The organism is Halobacteriovorax sp. RZ-2 (assembly GCF_043196685.1).
Taxonomy (GTDB): domain Bacteria; phylum Bdellovibrionota; class Bacteriovoracia; order Bacteriovoracales; family Bacteriovoracaceae; genus Halobacteriovorax_A.
On sequence record NZ_JBEBMR010000002.1, the window covers coordinates 837341 to 858618 of the forward strand.

25 protein-coding genes are annotated in these 21278 nt (G+C 38.3%); 14 read left to right on the top strand and 11 right to left on the bottom strand.

The genetic code is table 11. The features are described 5' to 3' along the window. Nucleotides 1–44: 44 nt before the first annotated feature. From ABMA78_RS10105 to ABMA78_RS10135, 7 genes are all read right to left on the bottom strand, one after another. Nucleotides 45–1568, bottom strand: a complete 1524-nt coding sequence (locus ABMA78_RS10105; RefSeq protein WP_392859716.1) for a hypothetical protein — start codon at nucleotides 1566–1568, stop codon at nucleotides 45–47. Nucleotides 1569–1715: 147 nt separating this feature from the next. After that, entirely contained in the window at nucleotides 1716–2303 is a 588-nt protein-coding gene (locus ABMA78_RS10110; RefSeq protein ID WP_392859719.1) for a hypothetical protein, read from the bottom strand. A gap of 11 nt (nucleotides 2304–2314) precedes the next feature. Beyond that, on the bottom strand, nucleotides 2315–2899 hold the full coding sequence (locus tag ABMA78_RS10115; RefSeq protein WP_392859722.1) for a hypothetical protein: 585 nt from the start codon (nucleotides 2897–2899) through the stop codon (nucleotides 2315–2317). Between the two features lie 15 nt (nucleotides 2900–2914). Then, on the bottom strand, nucleotides 2915–4402 hold the full coding sequence (locus ABMA78_RS10120; RefSeq protein WP_392859725.1) for a DUF4105 domain-containing protein: 1488 nt from the start codon (nucleotides 4400–4402) through the stop codon (nucleotides 2915–2917). Between the two features lie 96 nt (nucleotides 4403–4498). Next, nucleotides 4499–4933: a DUF5522 domain-containing protein gene (locus tag ABMA78_RS10125; RefSeq protein ID WP_392859728.1), complete on the bottom strand. Its 435-nt coding sequence runs from the start codon at nucleotides 4931–4933 to the stop codon at nucleotides 4499–4501. Next, nucleotides 4933–5664 carry a YebC/PmpR family DNA-binding transcriptional regulator gene (locus ABMA78_RS10130; RefSeq protein WP_392859730.1) on the bottom strand — a complete coding sequence of 244 codons (732 nt, stop codon included), beginning with the start codon at nucleotides 5662–5664 and terminating at the stop codon, nucleotides 4933–4935. Before ABMA78_RS10130 ends, ABMA78_RS10125 begins: the two co-directional genes overlap by 1 nt. 66 nt (nucleotides 5665–5730) lie before the next feature. Beyond that, on the bottom strand, nucleotides 5731–6243 hold the full coding sequence (locus tag ABMA78_RS10135) for a TlpA family protein disulfide reductase (RefSeq protein WP_392859733.1): 513 nt from the start codon (nucleotides 6241–6243) through the stop codon (nucleotides 5731–5733). A 137-nt stretch (nucleotides 6244–6380) separates the two neighbouring features. Between ABMA78_RS10135 and ABMA78_RS10140 the strand changes: the two genes are divergently transcribed. After that, nucleotides 6381–6602 carry a SlyX family protein gene (locus ABMA78_RS10140; protein WP_392859736.1) on the top strand — a complete coding sequence of 74 codons (222 nt, stop codon included), beginning with the start codon at nucleotides 6381–6383 and terminating at the stop codon, nucleotides 6600–6602. A 6-nt stretch (nucleotides 6603–6608) separates the two neighbouring features. Continuing rightward, nucleotides 6609–8096, top strand: a complete 1488-nt coding sequence (locus ABMA78_RS10145; protein ID WP_392859738.1) for a YdiU family protein — start codon at nucleotides 6609–6611, stop codon at nucleotides 8094–8096. Between the two features lie 11 nt (nucleotides 8097–8107). Here ABMA78_RS10145 and ABMA78_RS10150 read toward each other — a convergent pair whose 3' ends face one another. After that, the gene (locus ABMA78_RS10150; RefSeq protein ID WP_392859741.1) at nucleotides 8108–8548 is read right to left on the bottom strand and encodes a DUF4430 domain-containing protein; all 441 of its coding nucleotides are present in this window, start codon (nucleotides 8546–8548) and stop codon (nucleotides 8108–8110) included. A gap of 80 nt (nucleotides 8549–8628) precedes the next feature. Between ABMA78_RS10150 and ABMA78_RS10155 the strand changes: the two genes are divergently transcribed. From ABMA78_RS10155 to ABMA78_RS10175, 5 genes are all read left to right on the top strand, one after another. Then, nucleotides 8629–9660 (top strand): serine/threonine protein kinase, encoded by a 1032-nt coding sequence (locus ABMA78_RS10155; protein ID WP_392859743.1) that lies wholly within the window; start codon nucleotides 8629–8631, stop codon nucleotides 9658–9660. Nucleotides 9661–9734: 74 nt separating this feature from the next. Further along, nucleotides 9735–11630: an acetate--CoA ligase gene (gene acs / locus ABMA78_RS10160; RefSeq protein WP_392859745.1), complete on the top strand. Its 1896-nt coding sequence runs from the start codon at nucleotides 9735–9737 to the stop codon at nucleotides 11628–11630. 27 nt (nucleotides 11631–11657) lie between these two features. Then, nucleotides 11658–14237 carry a GAF domain-containing protein gene (locus ABMA78_RS10165; RefSeq protein WP_392859747.1) on the top strand — a complete coding sequence of 860 codons (2580 nt, stop codon included), beginning with the start codon at nucleotides 11658–11660 and terminating at the stop codon, nucleotides 14235–14237. Next, nucleotides 14238–14618: a PleD family two-component system response regulator gene (locus tag ABMA78_RS10170; RefSeq protein WP_392859750.1), complete on the top strand. Its 381-nt coding sequence runs from the start codon at nucleotides 14238–14240 to the stop codon at nucleotides 14616–14618. Nucleotides 14619–14625: 7 nt separating this feature from the next. Beyond that, nucleotides 14626–14925: a hypothetical protein gene (locus ABMA78_RS10175; RefSeq protein WP_392859753.1), complete on the top strand. Its 300-nt coding sequence runs from the start codon at nucleotides 14626–14628 to the stop codon at nucleotides 14923–14925. Between the two features lie 3 nt (nucleotides 14926–14928). Here the strand turns inward: ABMA78_RS10175 and ABMA78_RS10180 are convergent, their stop codons facing one another. Then, nucleotides 14929–15615, bottom strand: a complete 687-nt coding sequence (locus ABMA78_RS10180; protein WP_392859755.1) for a response regulator transcription factor — start codon at nucleotides 15613–15615, stop codon at nucleotides 14929–14931. 182 nt (nucleotides 15616–15797) lie between these two features. Between ABMA78_RS10180 and ABMA78_RS10185 the strand changes: the two genes are divergently transcribed. The 7 genes from ABMA78_RS10185 (at nucleotide 15798) to ABMA78_RS10215 (ending at nucleotide 19317) form a co-directional block, all read left to right on the top strand. Then, nucleotides 15798–16259, top strand: coding sequence for a two-component system response regulator (locus ABMA78_RS10185; protein ID WP_392859758.1), 462 nt, complete (start codon nucleotides 15798–15800; stop codon nucleotides 16257–16259). Between the two features lie 9 nt (nucleotides 16260–16268). Beyond that, nucleotides 16269–16568: an Hpt domain-containing protein gene (locus ABMA78_RS10190; protein ID WP_392859760.1), complete on the top strand. Its 300-nt coding sequence runs from the start codon at nucleotides 16269–16271 to the stop codon at nucleotides 16566–16568. Nucleotides 16569–16629: 61 nt separating this feature from the next. After that, the gene (locus tag ABMA78_RS10195) at nucleotides 16630–17664 is read left to right on the top strand and encodes a fatty acid desaturase family protein (RefSeq protein ID WP_392859763.1); all 1035 of its coding nucleotides are present in this window, start codon (nucleotides 16630–16632) and stop codon (nucleotides 17662–17664) included. Nucleotides 17665–17689: 25 nt separating this feature from the next. Next, complete coding sequence (locus ABMA78_RS10200) at nucleotides 17690–18241, top strand: hypothetical protein (RefSeq protein ID WP_392859765.1); 552 nt, start codon at nucleotides 17690–17692, stop codon at nucleotides 18239–18241. Next, nucleotides 18231–18554 (top strand): hypothetical protein, encoded by a 324-nt coding sequence (locus tag ABMA78_RS10205; RefSeq protein ID WP_392859767.1) that lies wholly within the window; start codon nucleotides 18231–18233, stop codon nucleotides 18552–18554. The genes ABMA78_RS10200 and ABMA78_RS10205 overlap by 11 nt, the downstream gene beginning before the upstream one ends. A 52-nt stretch (nucleotides 18555–18606) precedes the next feature. Further along, nucleotides 18607–18786, top strand: coding sequence for a hypothetical protein (locus ABMA78_RS10210; protein ID WP_392859770.1), 180 nt, complete (start codon nucleotides 18607–18609; stop codon nucleotides 18784–18786). Between the two features lie 126 nt (nucleotides 18787–18912). Next, complete coding sequence (locus tag ABMA78_RS10215; RefSeq protein ID WP_392859772.1) at nucleotides 18913–19317, top strand: hypothetical protein; 405 nt, start codon at nucleotides 18913–18915, stop codon at nucleotides 19315–19317. 31 nt (nucleotides 19318–19348) lie between these two features. Here ABMA78_RS10215 and ABMA78_RS10220 read toward each other — a convergent pair whose 3' ends face one another. Together ABMA78_RS10220 and ABMA78_RS10225 are read right to left on the bottom strand one after the other, a co-directional pair. Next, complete coding sequence (locus ABMA78_RS10220; protein ID WP_392859775.1) at nucleotides 19349–20506, bottom strand: lipocalin family protein; 1158 nt, start codon at nucleotides 20504–20506, stop codon at nucleotides 19349–19351. A 125-nt stretch (nucleotides 20507–20631) separates the two neighbouring features. Continuing rightward, nucleotides 20632–21237 carry an FKBP-type peptidyl-prolyl cis-trans isomerase gene (locus tag ABMA78_RS10225; protein WP_392859777.1) on the bottom strand — a complete coding sequence of 202 codons (606 nt, stop codon included), beginning with the start codon at nucleotides 21235–21237 and terminating at the stop codon, nucleotides 20632–20634. Nucleotides 21238–21278 lie beyond the last annotated feature (41 nt).

Below are 21278 nucleotides of genomic sequence, written 5' to 3' on the forward strand. Positions count from 1 at the left end.
TAAACTCTATCTTCTCAAGATAGAAGTTTAGGAGAAAGTTAATTTTAATCTATTCTGTATAGGATTTCGCTAATTTGTTTTTGATCTTCTTCTTTCGTAGGAGCATTATCTAAAATCGACTTAGCTTCTTCAAGCTGCTCCGCTGAAGCGTTAGGGTTCTCGAGTGTTTTACGAGCATTATCCTCTCTTTCAAGTCTTAGCAGACGCTCTTCCTTGAAGTCGATAATCTTCTTTCCTTCAGATAGGACTTCGTCATAAGAGATCCCTCCAGTCGGTCTTTGAGAAGGGGTTTGTGGTAAGAAAATATAATCTGTTCTTTTAAGCTTTAGTCTTTTACTTTGATAAACCATTGCCTTAGCAAAGGACTCAAATGCTTTTCGTGGAACGTAGTGCTCAGTATCTCTTTTTAAGATATAACGTAGTTGAGAGAGAGTTGAAGCATTTGTCCCATCTTTTGGAGCTTTGGAACTCATTGGTAAGTATGTTTGGTAATCAAAGATATTGCTAATTGCAAATTCATGGGCCCCTTTTATACCAATTGTTCTCATCGTATCATTTGATGTCGTTGTACAATTATAAAATGGCGTAATCTCAAGCCCTGCTTCGGTGCGTACACGGTGTAGTTGATCTTCAAAAATATCTCTTACTTTAAGCATATCTTCTTTTGAACGTGCATAACCAATTAGGGTATAAGTCGGCCTATAGTTAACCTGTCCTTGAATGAGGTGGCCATAGTAGCTCACAAGGTCTGTGTTACTAGCTAGAACTTCTTTTTCACCTTTAAAATAAAAGTTAAAAGTTTCACCCTTTATCGAGAGGTCATTTTGAACTTCTCCCATACCGATGGCAAAGTGTCCTGCAGCTGCCCCTGGCTCATCCCCTTGGCGGCCACTTAAAGTTACGATAAAGACATGGTCTCCTGGAGTTGCCTCATAATTATCACGATGTCTAATTGTTCCTCGAAATGGTTCTAGCGACTGTGAGTTCTTATTCTTTGGCATCTCTTTTAAGATATACTTCAGTGGATTCTTATTAAATTTTTCATTTGCTGGATATGGATTTTCTCCCACCGTAAAAAGGTCTGCAGGAATGATAGCATTGATGATAAAAGTATCATCTTGCATATGTCCTTGAGTATGAACTTTCTTATTTTCAAAGTAGTGGCGAGAAATGTAATCGAATTCACTTCCATAGATTTTTTTCGAACGGCCAAATTCCACGAGTTGATCATCAATATAATAGCGCCCATCTTTTGCTCTTGTGAGTGTTCCGATTCGGTCCTCAAGGTCGGCCACAACTCTTGGCATTTTATCGATTGCTAGTTTATCTCCTGATACCTCACCGTCAAATTCAAAGACGTAGGCCGGAGAGTTCTTTAGAACTTTATCCATGTACTTGTGATAACGTTTATCAAATTTAAGAGATAGGTCTTGCTCTTGTCCATCTACTTTAACAATAGCTCTTGCTTGTCCATCTTTATCATAGAGCTTACCGCGAAAGCTTTCGGCCTTAACGTTTGCGCTTAGAATTAGAGTGGCAAGAAGTCCCAAGCAGTAGACATTTTTCATTTCTCTCTCCTAATTTAGTTTTCGATACCTATATTAAGGAGCAATGATGGTGCCAATTAAGTGATGTGATTTAAGGGCCTTGGAAGAGGGAAGTGTCTAGAAATTAAACAATAGGCCCCTTGATAGGGCCTATTATTTAAACACTTATTAAAGTTGGTTGTTGATGTAGTTACGGATCTCTGACATCGACATCATATCATCCGCATCCATACAGAACTCACCACGTGCATCAGCTACGCGGATTTCATCTGCAACTTGCTCAACAGAAACCTTGTTTCCTGAAGATCTTCTATCGTTTAGGTCTTCAGTAAATTCTGCAAGAGTTGATCCTGTTACTTTTGGTGAAAGCTGAGCGTCTTGAATTAACTCAATCTGTCCTCTGAAGTTTCTCTTACTATCGTCAATTACACCTGTTGCAGCTAGTGTACTAGAAGAACCGTGATAGACAGCGTGAGTTGATGATGAAAGGCCATCTTCAATGATATCAAGAGCGATTAAGTCGATAATGATATTATCAGAGTCTTCAAGTAGAGCAGTACCAGCAGCAATTGTTGTTGATGCAAGTTCAACACCACCATAAATTACTGCTACACCTGTTGTACTAAGTGCTGCTCCTGTTGCAAGAGCACTGTCTGAAGGTGCATTATTTCTTTCTTTGTATAGCTCAAGGCATGATGCTTGTGTTGAAGCTGCTAGTGAGCAAAGTAGCCCTAGGGCAATTAATGATTTTTTCATTGTTCTCTCCTTTATAGTTGTTCTTCGATATATTTTTGAATTTCATCTACTGTCATAAGATTTTCACTATCAAGACAGAATTCCATTCTTTCATTTGCTAATTGAATTTCACTGGCAACTTCGTTTACAGAAACTCTCTTATCCACTGGACGATTATCATTGATCTTTCCTGTCATCTCGATAATGTCACCACTGATAAGTTTAGGTGCTAGCTCAGATGCTTGGATAAGCTTCAGTTGTTTTCTATAGTCACGATCTTTGATGATTCCCATTGCTGCAGATGTACTAGATGCTCCGTAGTAAAGAGAGTCAACTGTCGATGAGACACCACCTTTAATTGATTTAGAAATCGTCAGTTCGCTAAGAGCACTATCTGGATGAAGGATTCCAACGGCACTTGTTGTTGATAGGCCTAGGGCAAATTCTCCTCCTGCTACAGTAACTCCTGAAATTGTTGAAGAAATACCGGCCATCGCTCCAATATCTTGATAGTCTGGTGCTCGATGATTTTCTTTATAAACTTCAAGGCATGATGCTTTAGCACTAATACCCATTAGAATTGATATAAGACATGTTAAAAGCATAATCTTTTTCATGATTTCTCCTATTTCTTACCATCTCGAATCGAGGAGGTAGAATCTCTTTTGATGATCTAATATTTTCTTATTAACTAATAAACCTTTGTAAGGGCGAGTGATGACCTTCTTTCTTCTCTTTGTGCTGTGGTCATGTCTCCACTTCGTGATGGCCTTGAGTGACTTTTCCTTGTTGATTTCTTTGATCTTAGAAAAGGCACCTTTTCCGTAAAACTCTTCAAGGCCTTTAATGACATCTTGTTCACACTTTGAATTATTACAAATTTCATAAAGAGCATCTGGTGCCTTTGTAATTCCGTGAAGCTCATCAAAGGAGACGGCCTTTGTTTCTTGAATCTGAGATGCATAGTATTTAAAAGCATCAAGATCTAGAGTTGCAATTTCATTAAGCTTTCTAAATTCATTTAAACTAAGTGCTTTTTGAAGCTTCTTAACTTGGTCTGTGTTGATATCGTATTGCAGATAAGTTTCATCTTTTAATTCGAGAATACTTGCTGCTTTATCCTTAAGTTCTCTTAGCGAGTGAATCTTAATAATAGGGTATGGGTTAATAAGTGCTCTTTGTAGGTAGTCTGGAAGAGCAAGTGGAATACGTCCTTTAAAACCCATCTTCTTGTGATATGGGTAGCCAACTTGTTTTAAGAAGTTAACAAGTGCACCAGCACAATTATTAGAGAAGAATGTGTAATCTCCTAATTCGCTACTTTCAGGTAGTTCATATTTAACAGGAAAGACTTCTTCAACTGTTGTCTTAAAATTTGATGTTAAGTTATTTGGAACGGGAGTAAGTGCAAAGACCGATCCAGTACCAGAGCGCAGAGGAAGGATGCCGTAATTGCCTTCTCCATACTTCTGTGTTGAAAACTGGTTGAGCTCTTCAAGAGTTTCTTGTAGAACAGACTTCTGTGTTTCGACACGATGGTTAGTAACTTGTTCCCACTGATTTCTTAGTTGGTTAATTATATTCTTTCTAATTTCTTCATTTGAAATAATGATATAGCGATCAAGGTCACGTCTTTGTTTATTATTGTATTCATCCATAAACATACGTAGACTTTTTACTTGAGGAAAAACAGGGTAGCCGCCAAAGATTCCCTTAAAGTAGTTAAGCTTTAGGGTGTCGACATTTGCAACAAAGCTTAGAACCACGTCATCAGCTTCTGTTCCTACATTGTCCACAAAACGTAGCATGGTGTGGCCAAAACCACTTTCAATATTTGACCAAGAACTAGAAGCAATCACAAGCTCTAGGCCTATGATATTTCCATTCTCATAACGTTCAAATAGTCTTTTGAAAAAACGAGAGTTCTCATTAAGAAGATCTTGGTAATTTGCTCCCCAATTGATTTGGTTGGCCCTCTTCTCAAGTGCCTTTTCCTTACGACGCTCTTCCATACGTTCGCGCTGTCTTTTCTCAAAGTACGATTCGTCATGTCTGGCCTGAGCAGTCAGTGAGCTAAGAAGTGCCGTAAGCACTACTGAAAGTAGAGTCATCTTCTTCATATTTTCTCCATTTAATCTGTTTCAATATAAATTGATTACAGATCTTTCACAGAGAAATTGAAAAAAAGAAGAGCGTGTAAAAACAGTGAACAGTGTCTATATAACTGAATTTACTGTGTCGAGGTCAAGTCCTTGCTCTTTAAATTGTTCTTTTAGATAGAGCTTCTTTGCCTGGACGCTACCTTTTTCGATCAGGCCAAAGATCTCACCCTTAAGTTCAACAAAGGCAAAATCACTTGAATTTGATTCTGAAATCGTGACCTTCTTAGGCTTGCTTCCACCAAAGGCCGATCCCATAAGTGCGGAGGCCACTGATTGTGATTGCTCTTGATTGGCATCTAAGATGGCCTGTGCTTTAGCAATTAAGTCGACAGTAACTTCTTGGCTTTGAATGCCGTGCTTATTTAAAGTAAAACCGTAAGGGCAGTGAAGACAGGCCGTCTTACAACAAGAGCCACGGTTTTTAAGGAATTGAGAGGTTTTCACCTCTCGTCCTTGTTCATTTGTATAGGTTAGTTTTGCTTTATCCATTATAAATTTTCGAAACGCTCATCAAATTGAATATTGTGGTAAACCTTTAGAACGTCTTCATCACTTTCAAGTCCATCCACCATCTTCATTATAGTTAAATACGTCTCATCATCAACTTCTTTGAATGTTTGTGGAATTTGTTCAAGAGTTGCCTCTTCTGGTGTAATCCCCATCTCTTCTAATTTCTTAGAAATTGAACCAAAGACTTCCATTGGACCTGTGATTGAAAAGTAGCCATCTTCCACTTCGATATCTTCTGCACCAGCATCAATCATCTCTAGTGTGAACTCGTCTTCATCAAGTTGTGCAACTGGAACTTCAAATAGGGCCTTTCTTGAAAAGACGTACTGAAGTGTTCCCGTTGTTCCAACTGAACCACCAGCTTTCTTGAAGTGAACTCTTACGTTAGCAATAGTACGAGTTGGATTATTTGTTGAGGCCTCAACGAATACCGCAACACCATTTGGCCCATAGCCTTCATAGTTGATTTCTTCGTATCCGTCGTCTTCTCCACCAAGGCCTTTCTTAACGGCACGATCGATATTATCTTTTGGAACGTTATTTGCCTTACATTTATCAAGAGCAATTTTAAGGATAAAGTTTGAGCCTGGGTCGTCGCCACCTGATTTTACTGCTTTTGTTACTTCAAATAATAGCTTTGTGTAAATCTGACTTTTTGCCTTATCAAGAGCGCCTTTCTTCTTGACGATATTGGCCCATTTTCTTCCCATAGAATCCTCGTTTAAAAAATAAAGTATTGTTAATAGTAGCTAGAGAGTGACTATTTGTCGAGAAAACTACTTCTTGGCAAGGTATTGTTCAGCGCGCCAAATTCCAATGAAACTCAGTCCTGAACTCATGGAGTTGACATGAGGGCCTTCAAGGAGAATTGTTGTGGGAGTTGATTTAACATCCAGTGCTTTTACTGCATAGGGTGAAGAGATGAAACGAAACTCATAAGGGGATTGCCCAATGAATCGTCTGATTGTGGATTCATTTTCAAATGAATTAATGGCATAGATCTGATGGGCCGCAAGTTTTCCTTCTTGTACTGATTGATGAAGGCGCTTCATTTCAACCTTACATGGCCCACACCAAGTTGCCCAAAAGATGGCAAGGCTTCTGTTTTGCAAATCCTTACTTGGAAACTCGAGTTTTTTATTTGTGCGAAGATCTACATACTCTTTTGGAGTAAGAGTACTTCCTTCTTTTTTAAAGTTATTGAGTACAGCAGGGGCCTGCTTGTAAATAATAAACCCAACAAGAAGGATGGAGATGAAATTTGTGGCCGTATTCCACTTCTTTTTCATGGCAGTAATTGTACCATGTAACGGATTAGGAGTTATTAATAAAATCCTATTTTTTTTGACAGCTGTAAGCGCCCAAAACTACAGTATTCATCGACTAAGAAATAGACGCTAGTTGAGTAATGTAGTAGTTTATAGACATGAATAATGAAGAACTTGAAAAGAAATTAATCGCATTAGAAGAAAAGTTTTGTCACCAGGATCATTTACTTGGCCAACTAAACGAGGTTGTTACTAAACAAGAGTTTATCATTGATGAACTTGTGACTCATATTAGAAATCTCCTTGCTCACCAAGGAGATAGTTCGGGTGAGCAGATGACTCTTGAGAATCTTAAAGATTTCAAACCACCACATTACTAGGTACTTATGATTAAATTAGAAGCTGCATATAAGGGACTGCGTGAGTATAAAGACCTCACTGGTCGTCCACAACAAACTCCTGGAGCGCACTTTAGTCGTGTCACTCCTGAAAAGTCTCCCGCTCCTAAAGAGCTTTGCTGGTCAAATGATCTTGCGAAGGCAATGGGAATTAATGAGACAGACAAACAGAGTTGGTTAAGGCTTCTTAGTGGTAACCAAGAAGAGTACCATACCACTCCGGTGGCAACTCGCTACGGAGGACATCAATTTGGTCACTGGGCCGGTCAACTAGGTGATGGCCGCGCCATGACTCTAGGGCTTTATGAAGGTCTTGAGATTCAATTAAAAGGTGCCGGACTTACTCCTTATTCAAGAGGAGCTGATGGCAAGGCCGTTCTTCGCTCATCTTTAAGAGAATATATTTGTTCGGAGGCCATGTTTAATTTAGGCGTTCCAACAACTCGAGCACTATGCCTTGTTGAAACAGGTGAGCAAGTCTTACGTGATATGTTCTATGATGGAAACGCTGCCTATGAAAAAGGTGCTATCTGTACTCGCGTTGCTCCAAGCTTTTTGCGCTTTGGCCACTATCAAATCCATGCGGCCAATCATGAGTTGGAGGAGCTAACAGAGCTTGTTAACTTCACCATTGATAATTACTTTCCGGGCATGAGCATCGAGGAGATGTTTAAAGAAGTCACTCGTCGAACAGCTTTTTTAATGAGCGAGTGGATGCGTGTGGGCTTTGTTCACGGCGTGATGAATACTGATAACCTTTCGATGCTAGGCCTTACAATAGACTATGGGCCATATGGTTGGCTTGATCGCTTTGATCCAAATTGGACACCAAATACAACGGACTTTAGAGAAAGACGCTACCGTTTTATTAATCAAGTAAGTATTGCTTATTGGAATCTTGCGCAACTTAAAGAGGCCCTGCAGACAGTATGTCTTGAAAGCTTAGATGAAGTTCTTGATCAATTTCCAGAATACTTTCACAGCTTCTATCAGGAGAGTGTGGCCAAGAAGTTGGGGCTTAAAACTTGTACGCGTGAATTTATCGATGAGCTCTTTGAGTTAAAATATGAATTGCAGGCCGACATGACTCTCTTTTATCGAACTCTCATGAGTGTGATGGAAGGTAAGGAAGTCTCTTGGCAAGATGCCTTCTATAAGGACTTAAGTGATGTCGATAATGCAAGAATTAATACTTGGGTAACGAAGTGGCAACGAGAGCAGAAGCTTCAAAGAGTCGATCCAATGATTGCTTTTGGTGTTATGAACGAAGCCAATCCTGTCTTTATTCCACGTAATTATATTGTGCAGATGGTTTTAGATGATTTAGAAAAAGGGGATGAAACATCTCTTCGAAATCTTGAAAAGGCCATTGCTAATCCATATGAGTTAAATGAATTCACAAGACCTTTTCTTGTTAAGGCCCCTGATTGGTCGACATCAAGGCCAGGTTGCTCGACACTAAGTTGTTCGAGCTAATTGCAGCGAGCTTAGTGGCAAAATTGTGAAGGGGCGCGCTTCCAAGTTGGCTCGCATTGAGTTAGCCATTCACCACTATCGTAGTGAGCATAGCCAAACCACCACATCACGTGGTCTCCGTTTCCTAGTGGTACTTCATCTGGATATACTTCTGGGCTTTGGCCATTAACAGAATAGCACCAACCGTGAGCATTCATTTGTGTATCACTTAAGACTTCCATGGCATCAAGTCCTGTTGGCGTATCAAAGATCGAGTTCATTGCTCTTTGAGTTCCTTTATAAGCAATACCAAAATTATTGAGAAGATCAATCGTAGCACTTCCGACAGTTGAACCATTTTTTAGCTGCATCTCTGTTTTGAAGAGTGCACCTCTTTTACAAGGGCCTACAAACTCAAAAGTTGCGGCAAAGCTAAAAGTTGAAATAAGTGCTAAAAGTGCAAATTTGTACATAATCTCTCCTAAGTATAACGCTTTCTAACACCCTAGGTTTTCATTGCCATGGCACTGTGCGCAAGCATATGATTTTTTACATGAGTGATTATGTATGGGGTAGTGAAGAGACCCAATATTTCTTCCAATTAAATCCAGAGGCAATTTTAGATGCTATTGATGCAGTTGGTTTCAAGACGACGGGGCGCTGTTTACCGTTAAATAGTATTGAAAACCGTGTCTATGAGATCGAGGTGGATCGCCCTGAGGCCGAGATTAACTCCCCAAGTGACCATTTTATTGTGGCCAAATTTTATCGTCCAGGGCGCTGGACGAAGGATCAGATCATCGATGAGCACAATTTCATAAAGGATCTTAATGATGCGGAGATTCCTGTAATCGCTCCACTTGAAATTGATGGCACAACTCTATTTGAGATGCCAAATCACAAGATCTTCTATTGCCTCTATGAAAAGAGAGGGGGCAGAAACCCAGAAGAGATGAATATCGAGCAGCTTGAAATCATGGGGCGTTCTCTGGCCCGTATTCATAGTGTTGGTGCCTTAAAGAGCGCTGATCATAGAATTAAGCTCACTCCTGAAACATACGGAGTCGCCAATTTAAAATTTCTTGCTTCAACAAATTATATTCCAACAGATATTCGCGAGCACTTCATTACGATTTGTGAGCAAATTATTAGTGAGTCTAAGCCACTATTTGAAAATGTAAATTATCAAAGAGTCCACGGTGACTTTCATAAAGGAAATATCATCTTAAGAGGTGATGACTCATTCTTTGTGGACTTTGACGATATGGTGATGGGGCCAGTGGTTCAAGATGTTTGGCCTATTTGCCCTGGAGATGATCAACAATCCGTCATTGATCGCAATATCTTTCTAGAAGCCTATGATAGCATTCGCTCATTTCCTTATGAGCAACTTAAGCTTATTCCTTCACTACGAGCTCTAAGACTAATTCACTTTAGTGCATGGATTGCTAAGAGGTGGGATGATCCATCATTCAAGTATACTTTTGGCTATTTTGAATCACCAAACTACTGGTATGGGCAAATGAATGATTTAAGGGCCTTACTATCTAAGATAATAGAAGTTAAGAATCCTTACCAGTACTAGACGTATCTTAAAAGTTGCGAGAAAATTTACCTCTATCATAATAAATTAATAAGTAATTTAGCGAGGTAATGAATATGGATATTCGTTTAAAAACTTTCGAGGAATATGAAGCTGCCTATGAGCAGGCCAAGAATAACCCATCAGAATACTGGGGATCAATTGCAGAAAATTTTCAATTCTCAAAAAAATGGGATGAAGTCACTCTAGGTAATTTTAAAGACGGCGATATCCGCTGGTTTCATGGAGCGAAATTAAATATTACTGAAAATTGTCTTGATCGCCATCTTGCGACTCGTGGTGATAAGAAGGCGATGGTCTTTGTTGCCAACGATCCGAATGAAGCAAACCAAGAATTTACATATAAAGAACTTCACGCTCAAGTTTGTAAAACAGCAAATATGCTGGAAGGACTTGGCGTAAAAAAAGGTGACCGCGTTTGCATTTATATGTCGATGGTTCCTGAGCTAATGTTTACAGTTCTTGCCTGTGCAAGAATTGGTGCAATTCACTCTGTCGTCTTTGGTGGCTTTTCTGCCCAAGCTCTTGCGGGAAGAGTTGAAGATGCTCAATGTAGTGTTCTTGTGACAAACGATGGTGGACTTCGTGGAACGAAAGTGACTGAGCTTAAGTCAATCGTTGATGAAGCACTAGAAGATAAGGCCTGCAAAAGCGTAAAGAACGTCATTGTTCACAAGCGTGCAGGAAATGACGTCGTGATGAAAGAAGGACGCGATGTTTGGTGGCATGAGCTTTTTGATAAAGCATCAGACAAGCACGAAGCTCCACAACATGACGCCGAAGATCCATTATTCATTCTTTATACGTCTGGATCAACTGGAACACCTAAGGGTGTTCTTCATACACAAGCTGGTTACATGGTTTGGGCAGCATATACTTTTGCCAATGTTTTCCAAGTGGATGAACAGGATATGTATTGGTGTACCGCCGATATTGGTTGGATCACTGGTCACACTTATATTACTTATGGGCCACTTTTAAATGGTGCCACGACAATGATGTTTGAAGGTGTTCCTACATATCCAGATGCGGGACGTTTCTGGGACATCGTAGAAAAAAATAAGGTAACACATTTCTATACAGCACCAACTGCTGTTCGTGCCCTTATGGCCGCTGGAGATGATGTTCCGGCCAAGTACGACCTTTCAAGCCTGAAGGTTCTTGGTTCAGTAGGTGAGCCAATTAATGCAGAAGCTTGGCACTGGTATAATGAATTTATTGGAAAGAAGAAATGTCCAATTGTTGATACTTGGTGGCAGACAGAAACAGGTGGGATTTTGATTTCTCCACTAGCAGGGCTTACAAAAACAAAACCATGTAAGGCAACTCTTCCTCTTCCGGGAATCGTTCCTGTTCTCGTTGATGATAATGGGCATGAGATTGGTGAAACGATGGCCGAAGGAAAGCTTTGTATTAAGTATCCGTGGCCTGGAATGCTACGTACGGTTTATAAGAATCATGAGCGTTTTATGAATGCTTATCTAAGAACATATAAAGGTTATTACTTCTCTGGTGATGGCGCAAAACGTGACGTTGAAGGCTACTTTAGAATCACTGGACGTGTGGACGATGTTATCAATGTTTCAGGACACCGTTTTGGAACGGCCGAAATTGAAAATGCTATTGGAAAGAATCATGCCATCGCTGAAAGTGCGGTTGTAGGTTACCCTCACGACGTTAAAGGTGAAGGTATCTATGCTTACGTTGTCACTGACCTTACTGATGAAGCCGAAGTAACGAAGCTTATTAATGCAACAGTCGTAAAAGAAATCGGCGCAGTTGCTCGCCCTGATAAAATTCAAATTGTTTCGGGGCTACCAAAGACACGTTCGGGAAAGATTATGCGTCGAATTCTTAGAAAGATTGCGGCCCATGACTTTAATAATTTTGGAGATACTTCAACACTTCTTGACCCATCAGTGGTTGAAGAAATTAAGAATGGTGTGAAGTAGAGCAGTATTTTTTAAGAAAGTAGAAAAATGATAACGGCCAAAGAAACAAAGAATGAGAAAGAAAGACTATCGTTACTAGAGTCTTTGAAAATACTAGATACACAAGATGAAGATGTTTTTGATAATATCACTCAGTTAGCTTCTGAAATAACGAATGCTCCAACCGCCTTACTTTCCTTTGTCGATAAGGAAAGGCAGTGGTTTAAATCAAAAGTTGGGATCGATATTTGTGAAACGCAACGTAAGTTATCTTTTTGTGCTCATGCAATTCACTCAAGTGAACCTTTGATTGTGGAAGACGCTAGAGTTGATGATCGCTTTAAAGATAATCCTCTTGTTTGCGATGGCCCTAAAGTTGTCTTCTACGCTGGTTTTCCTCTTGAGATATTAGATGGGCACCGCTTAGGTACACTATGTATTATCGATACAAAACCTCGAAGCTTAGATGATTCTCAGATTTCGATGTTAAAGACTTTGGCCAATCAAATATGCCAACTCCTAAGACTTAGAAGTGACTTAAATAATGTCAGTAAATTCTCTCTTATGATGGAGGAGATTCAACGTTTGAATCTTGCTTCAACAGGTGATCCATTCGACTTTTTTCCAAGTTTCTTATCAAGGGGAGTGGATGTTCTTGATTTAGAGTACGGTATCATTAGTCATATTAACGATGGTATTTATCATGTTGTGGAAGTTGTTGGGCCTGATAATCAAATAGAGAAGGGTTTTGAAGCAAATATTGCGGATACGTATTGTGATCAAGTCATAAAAAAGAACAAGACAATTGTTTTTGAAAATGTTGGTGAAGATGAGCAAATGTGTGCTCACCCTGTCTACGTAAATATGAAACTTGAATCCTTTATTGGGACACCAATACGAGTTAATAATGAAATCTATGGAACGTTAAATTATTCATCACGTATTATAAAGAAAAGAGGCTTCAGTAAGGAAGAGATAAGGTTTGTTGAAATTTTATCACAACTTATTTCTAAGAAAATTGAAGTTTGGAACGCATTAAAAGAAAGAGAGAAGGCATTTTCTGAGCTGCAAGGAAGCTTGAATGAATTCCAAACACTATCTGAACTACTCCCTGTTGGTGTCTTCTTAACAACAGAAGATGGTTTGGCCCGATATCAGAATAGACGTTGGCTCGAATATGCAGGGATGACAAAAGAAGAGGCCCTTGGTGAAGGTTGGATTAAGGCAATTTATGCTGAACAAAGGCAAGAGGTTGGTAAGAAGTGGGCACAAGCAGCTGCAAACTCTAAAGAATTTGATCTCGATATTAAATTTTGTAATGTAAAGACAGGTGAAATAACTTTCACAAAAACAATTGCAACCCCTTTAAGAAATAACGATGGTCAAGTTTATGGCCATATTGGTGTTAATCTCGATACGACTAAACAACTAGAGTATGAAAAAAGCCTAAGAGATGCAACAAAGAGTGCGCAGGAGGCTTCAAAGGCAAAGTCTTTATTCTTGGCGAATATGAGCCATGAAATCAGAACTCCACTTAACTCAATTGTTGGCTTTTCTGATCTTCTATCGAAGGCCGATATTTCAAATGAGTATGTCGAATATGCTAGTTCTCTTAAAAGCTCTAGTGAGGTTTTATTAAATCTTGTAAATGATATTTTAGATATTTCAAAAATTGAAGCCTCGGCCATCTCTCTTGATAAAAGAACTTTTAACTTAAAAGACTTATTAATAGAAGTGATGGATATCTTTACATGGCCGGCCAAGAAGAAAAATATTTCCCTCTCTTATTCTATCGAAGAGAGCTTAGCTCACTTTTTCATCGGCGATTCTTCTCGAATCATGCAAATCTTAATTAACCTAATTAGTAATGCTATTAAGTTTACTGACGAGGGAAGTATTCTTGTTAAAGTCCAAGAAAATACAAGCGCCGATCTTCCTGGGAACTTAATTATTAATGTCATTGATTCTGGTATTGGTATCCCGGAAGATGTGAAAGATAATATTTTCAAGGCATTTGACCAAGGGAAGAAATCGACAACTCGAGAGCATGGTGGCACAGGCCTAGGGCTGGCCATTACTAAAGAGTTAGTGGAGTTAATGGGAGGAAGTATCCATGTTAAAAGTAGGGAAGGCATCGGTAGCGAATTTGTGATTTCCTTAGCGCTTGAGGTTGAAAAAAATCAGCAAGCACCTTTAGTTCAAAATGAAGGCCCTAATAAGGAAGAAAAATTAGACGTTAGTGAACTTAAGATACTTCTCGTCGATGATGCTATTAATAATCGTAATTTGATTAAGGTTTATTTAAAAAATGAGAATGCGACTATTATCGAAGCCGAAAATGGCCAAGAAGCATTTGATCTTTATAAGAAAGAGAATAACTTTGATATAATCTTAATGGATTTACAAATGCCTATCATGGATGGCTTTGAGGCGATTGAAAAGATTAGAGACTTAGAAAGAAGCGAGAATATTGGTCGAGCTTCTATTATTGCCTTAACAGCTTATGCCTTAAAAGAAGATAAGGAGCGTTGTTTTGAAATTGGATGTGATGAATATTTAATTAAGCCAGTAAAAAAAGATGGTGTCATAAAGCTGATTAATAAAGTGCTTGCAAGCAAAGGAGAGTAAGTGGATTTTTCAGGTAAGAGTATACTTGTTGTTGATGACGATAATCGATTCATTAAGATCGTAAAGAAACACTTAGAAGGCTTTGGCTTTGAGGTTCCTTCATCTAATAACTTAACAGAAGCATATGAATATCTTGATGAAAATTTACCGGATCTCATCTTACTCGATTTAAATATGTCTAGTGAGTTTGGTGGAGAGTTTTTAGTTCTTCGAAATAGAAATGAGCGCTTAAAAGAAGTGCCTGTTTGTATTTGTTCTGCAAACCCAGATTATTCGATTGCTAAATCTGTCATTGAGATGGGTGTCGACGACTATATCGTAAAGCCTTTTGATAATGAGTTATTAATGAATAAAGTTGCAACCATTTTGAATAATAATTAGGTGCCTTTTGAAGTTCACGAGACCGGTTATCGATAAAGATTTAATAGAAATTATTCCTGACTTTATCACAAATACAGTCGTTGATTTTAAAGAGTTTCAATCTTGTTATCGTGTCAAAGATTACAATGGCATGAGTAGAGTGTGTCACCGAATTTTAGGTAGTGCTAAATCATATGGTTTTGATCAGCTAGATGAAATTGTCAGGGAGCTAAAGAAGCATGTTGACTCTGGTGATTTTGAGAAAACTGTAGAAATAAATGAAGTTTTTAAAAGCTACGTGAACTTCTTGTTGGCCAATTTTAATTAGTCGCTATTTTTTATATTCTGATAATGAGTATCCAAGATTGAAGTGCGTTCTTATGAAGTGAGAGTTTGATTTTACTTTCTTTCTTAAGTTACTAATGTGATGATCGATCGTTCGATCTGTTACATCTAATTTATTACCCCAGACATTATCAAGTAATCCCTCTCTTGAATGAATGACTTCAGGAGATTTAGCAAAGAATAGTAAGAGGTTAAATTCAAGCGTTGAAAGAAGAATGTCCTCATGGCCCTGCTGGCCCTTCATGACTAAAGTACGACTTTGTAGATTAAATACCAAGTCACCTAAAGAGAGAGTATCTGAAGACTTATTATTTTTTTGTACTTTTGCCCTAATTCTTGCAAATAACTCTAATGGCTCAAAAGGTTTTTCAATATAGTCATCAACACCAAATTGAAAGGCCTTGAGTTTCATTACTAAGTCTGTGTTTTGGCTGATGATAAATACTGGGATATTATATTTCGTAAAGATATCCCTTTGCTCAACGAAGTAGTTAAGCCCATCACTTTCTTCCAAGTGTATATCGATAATGACGATATCGATCTTATTCTCTTCAAGAGTTTGTTGTACTGCTTCTGTGGATTCAAGATAATGAAGATTCTCGTCACTATTTAAGTAAACTTTCATGAGATTATAGATTCTTATATCATCATCAATTAATAGATAATTCTTCACTAGGCCTTCTTTCTTGGGTGCAATCTTTTCCTATTATACCAAAAAACTTTAAGAATAGAATCATAAAACAAGCTTTATCTTGTTGATATTATTGACTTGTTAGCGGGGCCTAATAAGTTCGTCACATTGGGGTCATAGCTTAGATGTAGTATTTAACTCAAGCCTAATCATGGAGAGTTTTAATGGCAAAAGAATTAAGCTTTGAGCAAAGATCAAGAGCACTACAAAATAACAATAAGAATAAGATTCGATGTCATCAGAAGAGAATTGTGATTCTCGATGATTGCCCAAGAATCACAAATTATTTGCGCCCAATTCTGGAGCCTGACCTTCAGTTTGATGTCGTAACATTCAATGATGAGTTTGAAGCTGTTAAGTATATCTCTCAAAATGAGGTGGATCTTGTGATCTTGGACATTAATCTAGGGGAGTCAAACGGGATGAGTATAAGAAGAGTGATAAAGTCATTAAATGACTCAGATATTCAATTCATATTTATTTCTCAATACAAGAATTATCGTGCCCTAATTGAAGGTATTGGCACTGATTTCCCAATGTTCATCCAAAAGCCAATTGCAAGCTCGATATTAAAGAAAACAGTTTATAACTGCTTGTATAAAGACTCGTATTTGAATTTGGTCTAGGAGGATTTTATGATTTTTGTAAAAGCAGATATTGACCCTGAATTAGTGAGCTTAATTCCTGATTTTATCAAGTACACCTTACTAGACTATGAGAAGCTATCCTCTTTCTATAAACTTAATGATATCGGGGGAATGAGTAGCGTTTGTCATACGATCTTGGGCTCGGCAAAGTCCTATGGCTTTTTTCAACTGGATCAAATCGTATTTAATTTACAAAAAGCTCTAAAAGATGGGGATGAAGACTCATTGCAAAAATGGTTTGAAACCTTAAGTCGCTATGCTGAGTTTTTGAAAGAGCAATATTGTTAAATTAGGTTAAGTTTTCACTACCTATCTTATCGATACTTTTCTCATATGCTAGAAAAGTATAATGAGAGAGGTAATATCTAAAAGAGATGACATTCAGCTAATGAAGGAGATCTTAAAGAATCACCACACCCTAAACAAGGGTAGGGTTTGGTTTGATCTACTTATTAACGCTCTTATTGGATGGAGTGCTTTCTTCTACACATGTTTCCATTTTAATATCTTCACTTTAATTGTTGCGATTTTCTTTATCTATCGTGGAACAATCTTAGTTCATGAGGTGAGTCATATCGCAAAGAAGATTAAAGGGTATCGTACGGCCTTTAATATTCTCTTTGGTTGGCCTAACGCTTATCCTGTCTATCTAGGGGATGCCCACCTCTTTCACCACGGTAAGAAGACTTATGGTACCAAGAGAGATCCAGAATATAAGTATATTTCAGAGTTTAGCTTTTTTACTTTATCAAGACCTCTTATGGCATCAGTTGCACTGCCTATCGTGCAGGTCATTCGCTTTGGGGTGTTTCCGCTTGTTTATCCATTCTTAACTAGGGAACAAAAGATCTGGGTTTATCAAAATATGTCCACCCTCGCTTTTTCTATGGATTATAAGAGACCAATTCGTAACGAAGAAAAAGAGGTTGCCCGTATGGTTAGAAATGACCTTATGTGTGTGCTCTATAAGGCCATTATTGGGGCCCTTATTTTTTCTGAAATCCTTCCCATGCGAACGATATGGATTTGGTTTGCAATTGTGGTGATCTCTTCAACGCTAAATATGTACCGCGCACTCTTTAATCATCTCTATACTAATGAGAAGCTAGAGCCTATGAGTTGGGAAGAACATCTCTTAGACACTGTGACAATAGAGTCGGGACTCAGTTCATTTTTAATTTTTGTTAATGGACTAAATTACCATGCCATCCACCATCTCTTTCCTGAGCTTCCATATACAAATTTGGCCGCCGCTCACAGAGAATTGATGGAGAAGCTTCCACCAGATCATATTTATAAATGCAATACGTACTCTAGTATTTTCCATGTTTTAGTGACGTCAATTTCCATACAGAGATTTAACAAAGAAATGATTAGGCCATAGCTCAAGCTAAGTGTATAATGTGTGGATGAAACGATTTCTTGTCTTATTAATTTTAATTTCTTCATTTATTAGTTGTTCTAAACCAACTCCAGAGGAAACGGTTGAGAGCGTGATTCGTGAAACTTTCTCGGTCAATTTTGAAGAAACATTCAATTACTATGACCCAGGCTTTGGAAATCAGCAGCAAATTGCTGACTATCGTGGCTTCGTAAAAGATGTTGTGACATGGGAAAAGAATATCAAAAAGACTAAGAAGGAAGTTCTCTCGGCCATTCAGGGCCTACTTTCATTTAAGATCGTGGACGTGAAAAAAGAGGGAAGTCGCGCAACTGTTAGAACGATTATTATCGTGCCAGAGTTTGATAATAAATTCGATATGCAGATTGCCTTGTTAAAGTTAACAAGACCTCCACTAGTCTCAAATCGTCCCCAAACAAATGCGACGATTATGAAGAATATCAACGATGGCCAATATACACTTAAGCCAGTTGAAGTCGTATTTAGTTTAATGAAAAAAGATAAGTGGCGCGTTACAGGTGTCACAAATATAAGAGGACTATGGCGCTTTGAAAATTAAGCAAATAATCCTATTCATCTGGTTCTTCCTATTAGGAAGTATCGCAAGTGCTGCTTCAACACAGATTGATTTTAAAGATAGTGCCAAGATCTTTTTGGACTTTAATCAAGAGGCCAGCTCCTCAATTGAAAATCACACCAGAACACCTGAGCTTAAGTCTTTAGAAGACTTACCTGATGAGTACTTACATCTAATTCATCTCGATAATGACCTAAGAGCACCTTCTTATGGTCGACTTTCAAACACACAACCAATACTTGCCACAAGTCTATTTTTTGGCATTCACTCTGGGCTCAGCCCACCATTGTCTTAGATCAATTATCACAATTTAAAAATTATTTGATTTAAAAAACAATGGAGGATGTATGGAAAACGCATCAGTAGATACTTCTGTAGAAGTAAAGAAATTTGATTATGAAGGTAAAGTTAGACAACATGATAATAATGAGCAAGAGCAGGGAAGTGTTTGGGGCTTCTATTTATGTGTGGCCCTTTTTCTAGCAATCTTTTTTGCTGTTATCATCGTTCAAATGTATTCTCTATAATTTCACATACTTAAGGGGGCAATGCCCCCTTGTTTAAAATCTAATCACCATAATATTTCTTACCACCCTTATATAATCTCATGTCGATTTCTGATAGATTCAAAAAAAAATCTGATGAGGTTCACTATGAAAATTACACTAGTCGCAATACTTGCTCTTATTTCTTTTAATTCATCTGCCGCCAAATTAGCGGGTAATTACGAAAGCTCTAGCGGGTGCTCTGTTAGCATCGAGTGTGAGGAGGGATATTGCCATGCAACTGTTGAAAAAGGTGACAAGTCTCTTACTCTTGAAGGAGAGTTAGACACAGATAAGTCAGATGAATTTAGATTATATCGTCAGTACACAGGTGTTGAAACACGCTGGTTTCATGATGATGAGTATACTGGTTTTAATGACCTTGTTTTAGAGAAGCAGAGAAATGGAAAGTTTATGGTTGATTCACTTTCCTCAAAATACAATCTCTTTCCACACTTTCCAAAGAAAGAGAGAAATATCATCGTTTGTAAAAACTTAGTAAGAGTCGAATAAAAAAAGGGCCAGAATCTGGCCCTTTTCTTTTTTAAAATATCACGTCAGTTTCAACTGGATCTTTAATGACAAGATCACCATCGTGATCATCGTGATGATTATCACTGTTGTGATCATTGTGATGATCATCACCATCATGATTATCGCTATGACTATCACCATCTGTATGGCCATTAGGCTCAGTTGGTTCTACTGTTGGCTCAACTACTTCATACACAGGAGTTCTTTTGATGTACTCTGGTCTAAAGCCCTGATCAACTGCAATTTGTACTAGCTCTTCATATTTTGATTCTTCAATCTCTCTTTCACGAGTCAGGATGAAGAGGGTATTTCTATTTCTATCCGCTACGATTGCCTCAGTATATTCTTCATCGAGGTGGATGATCTGGTAATCTCCGCCACCAACTCCAAAGTATCCAAGTAGTGGTACAAAGCTAACCTTAAGTTTTGCATTCGAAATTTCATCAACAACTTTTGCATAGGCCTTATCAACTTTTTCTTTTCCGTTAACTAGCTGGCAAGAATTCTTAACTCTAATTCTGTGGTGCTTAAGTGTGTACTCTGCCTTTGTTCCCTGACATCTTAGGTTAAAGAAAGCATCGTATGCACCCTGTTGGTACCAAGTTCCCAGGTAGCGAGAAAGATCAACATACTCAACAGTTTGAAAGTTATTAGCAGGAAGCTCTTCTGAAGGCATAAGTACTTCATTGATTTCGTGAACAATGATATTTCTATCGTGCTTCTTAAGAGTTCCAAGGCGTAGAGTACTTGAGTTTAGAATAAATTCCTCACTATCTTGATCCACAAGGATAACTCTTCCATGGAATGTCTTAACTTCTTTCTTCTGTCTAAGATCATTCTTGTCGTGGCGTCCGTAACCAATATGATAAAGAAGAAGTTTTCTAAGCTCTAGAGGGTTTGCTAGAAGATGCTCAACTGTTTCAGGAGGTAGCTTCGCAAATGCTGCATCATTCGGTGCAAAGATTGTGATTGGATGATCAATCGTTACGATATCATCAAGGCCTGCAATGCGGGCCGCGCTTAAGAAATTTCTAAATCGTCTCGTGTGCTTCATCGCACCGACTGTTTCAGTTGTTGATAATTTTGTTTCATCTCCGCTTTTTCTTTCTGCTAGAGCAGTATTAAAGAAAAATGGTAGTGCTGCCAAAAAGATTAATACTTTTTTCATGAATCCTCCCATAAGTTATGGATGGAAATGTAGCTTTTTATTAACAATTTAGAAGTTTAAGTTTGGTTAAGAAAGGTTATAAGGAAGTTAAGAAAAAGGGCCAATGACTTGGCCCTTCTATAAACTTATGCGTTTGCTTTGATAAGTTGTACTTTGAAGATAAGAGTCGCGTGTGGAGGAATCTTAGCTCCTGCACCGTGCTCACCGTAAGCAAGCTCAGATGGGATTGTTAGTTCCCAAGAGTCTCCCTCTTTCATTAGTTGAAGCGCTTCTGTCCAACCCTTGATTACACCACCAACTGGGAATTGGATTGTTTGTCCTCTTTGGAATGAAGAATCAAATACAGTTCCATCAATTAGTTTTCCTTCATAGTGAACTTCTACTGTTGACTCAGCAGTTGGAGTTGCACCTGAACCTGCTTCTAGAACTTTATATTGTAGACCTGAAGCAGTTGTTGATACACCTTCAGCTGCTTTGTTTGTTTCAAGGTATGCACGACCTTCTTCAGCTAGCTTATTTGCTGCTTCAGCAAGTTGTCTTGCCATGTGCTCTTGGAACTCAGTCATTGTTTTTTGAGTTTCTTCTGGTGATAGTTGGCTTGCTTCACCTTTCATTGCAGATGATACTGCGTTTGCGAAAATTTCAGCGTTGATTTCCATTCCTTGTGCAACAAAATCAGAACCAATTTGGCGACCGATAATGTAGCTTACTTTTTCCATATGAGTTTCCATTAAATACCCTTTGTTTGGTTAAATACTACTAATAATAGTGT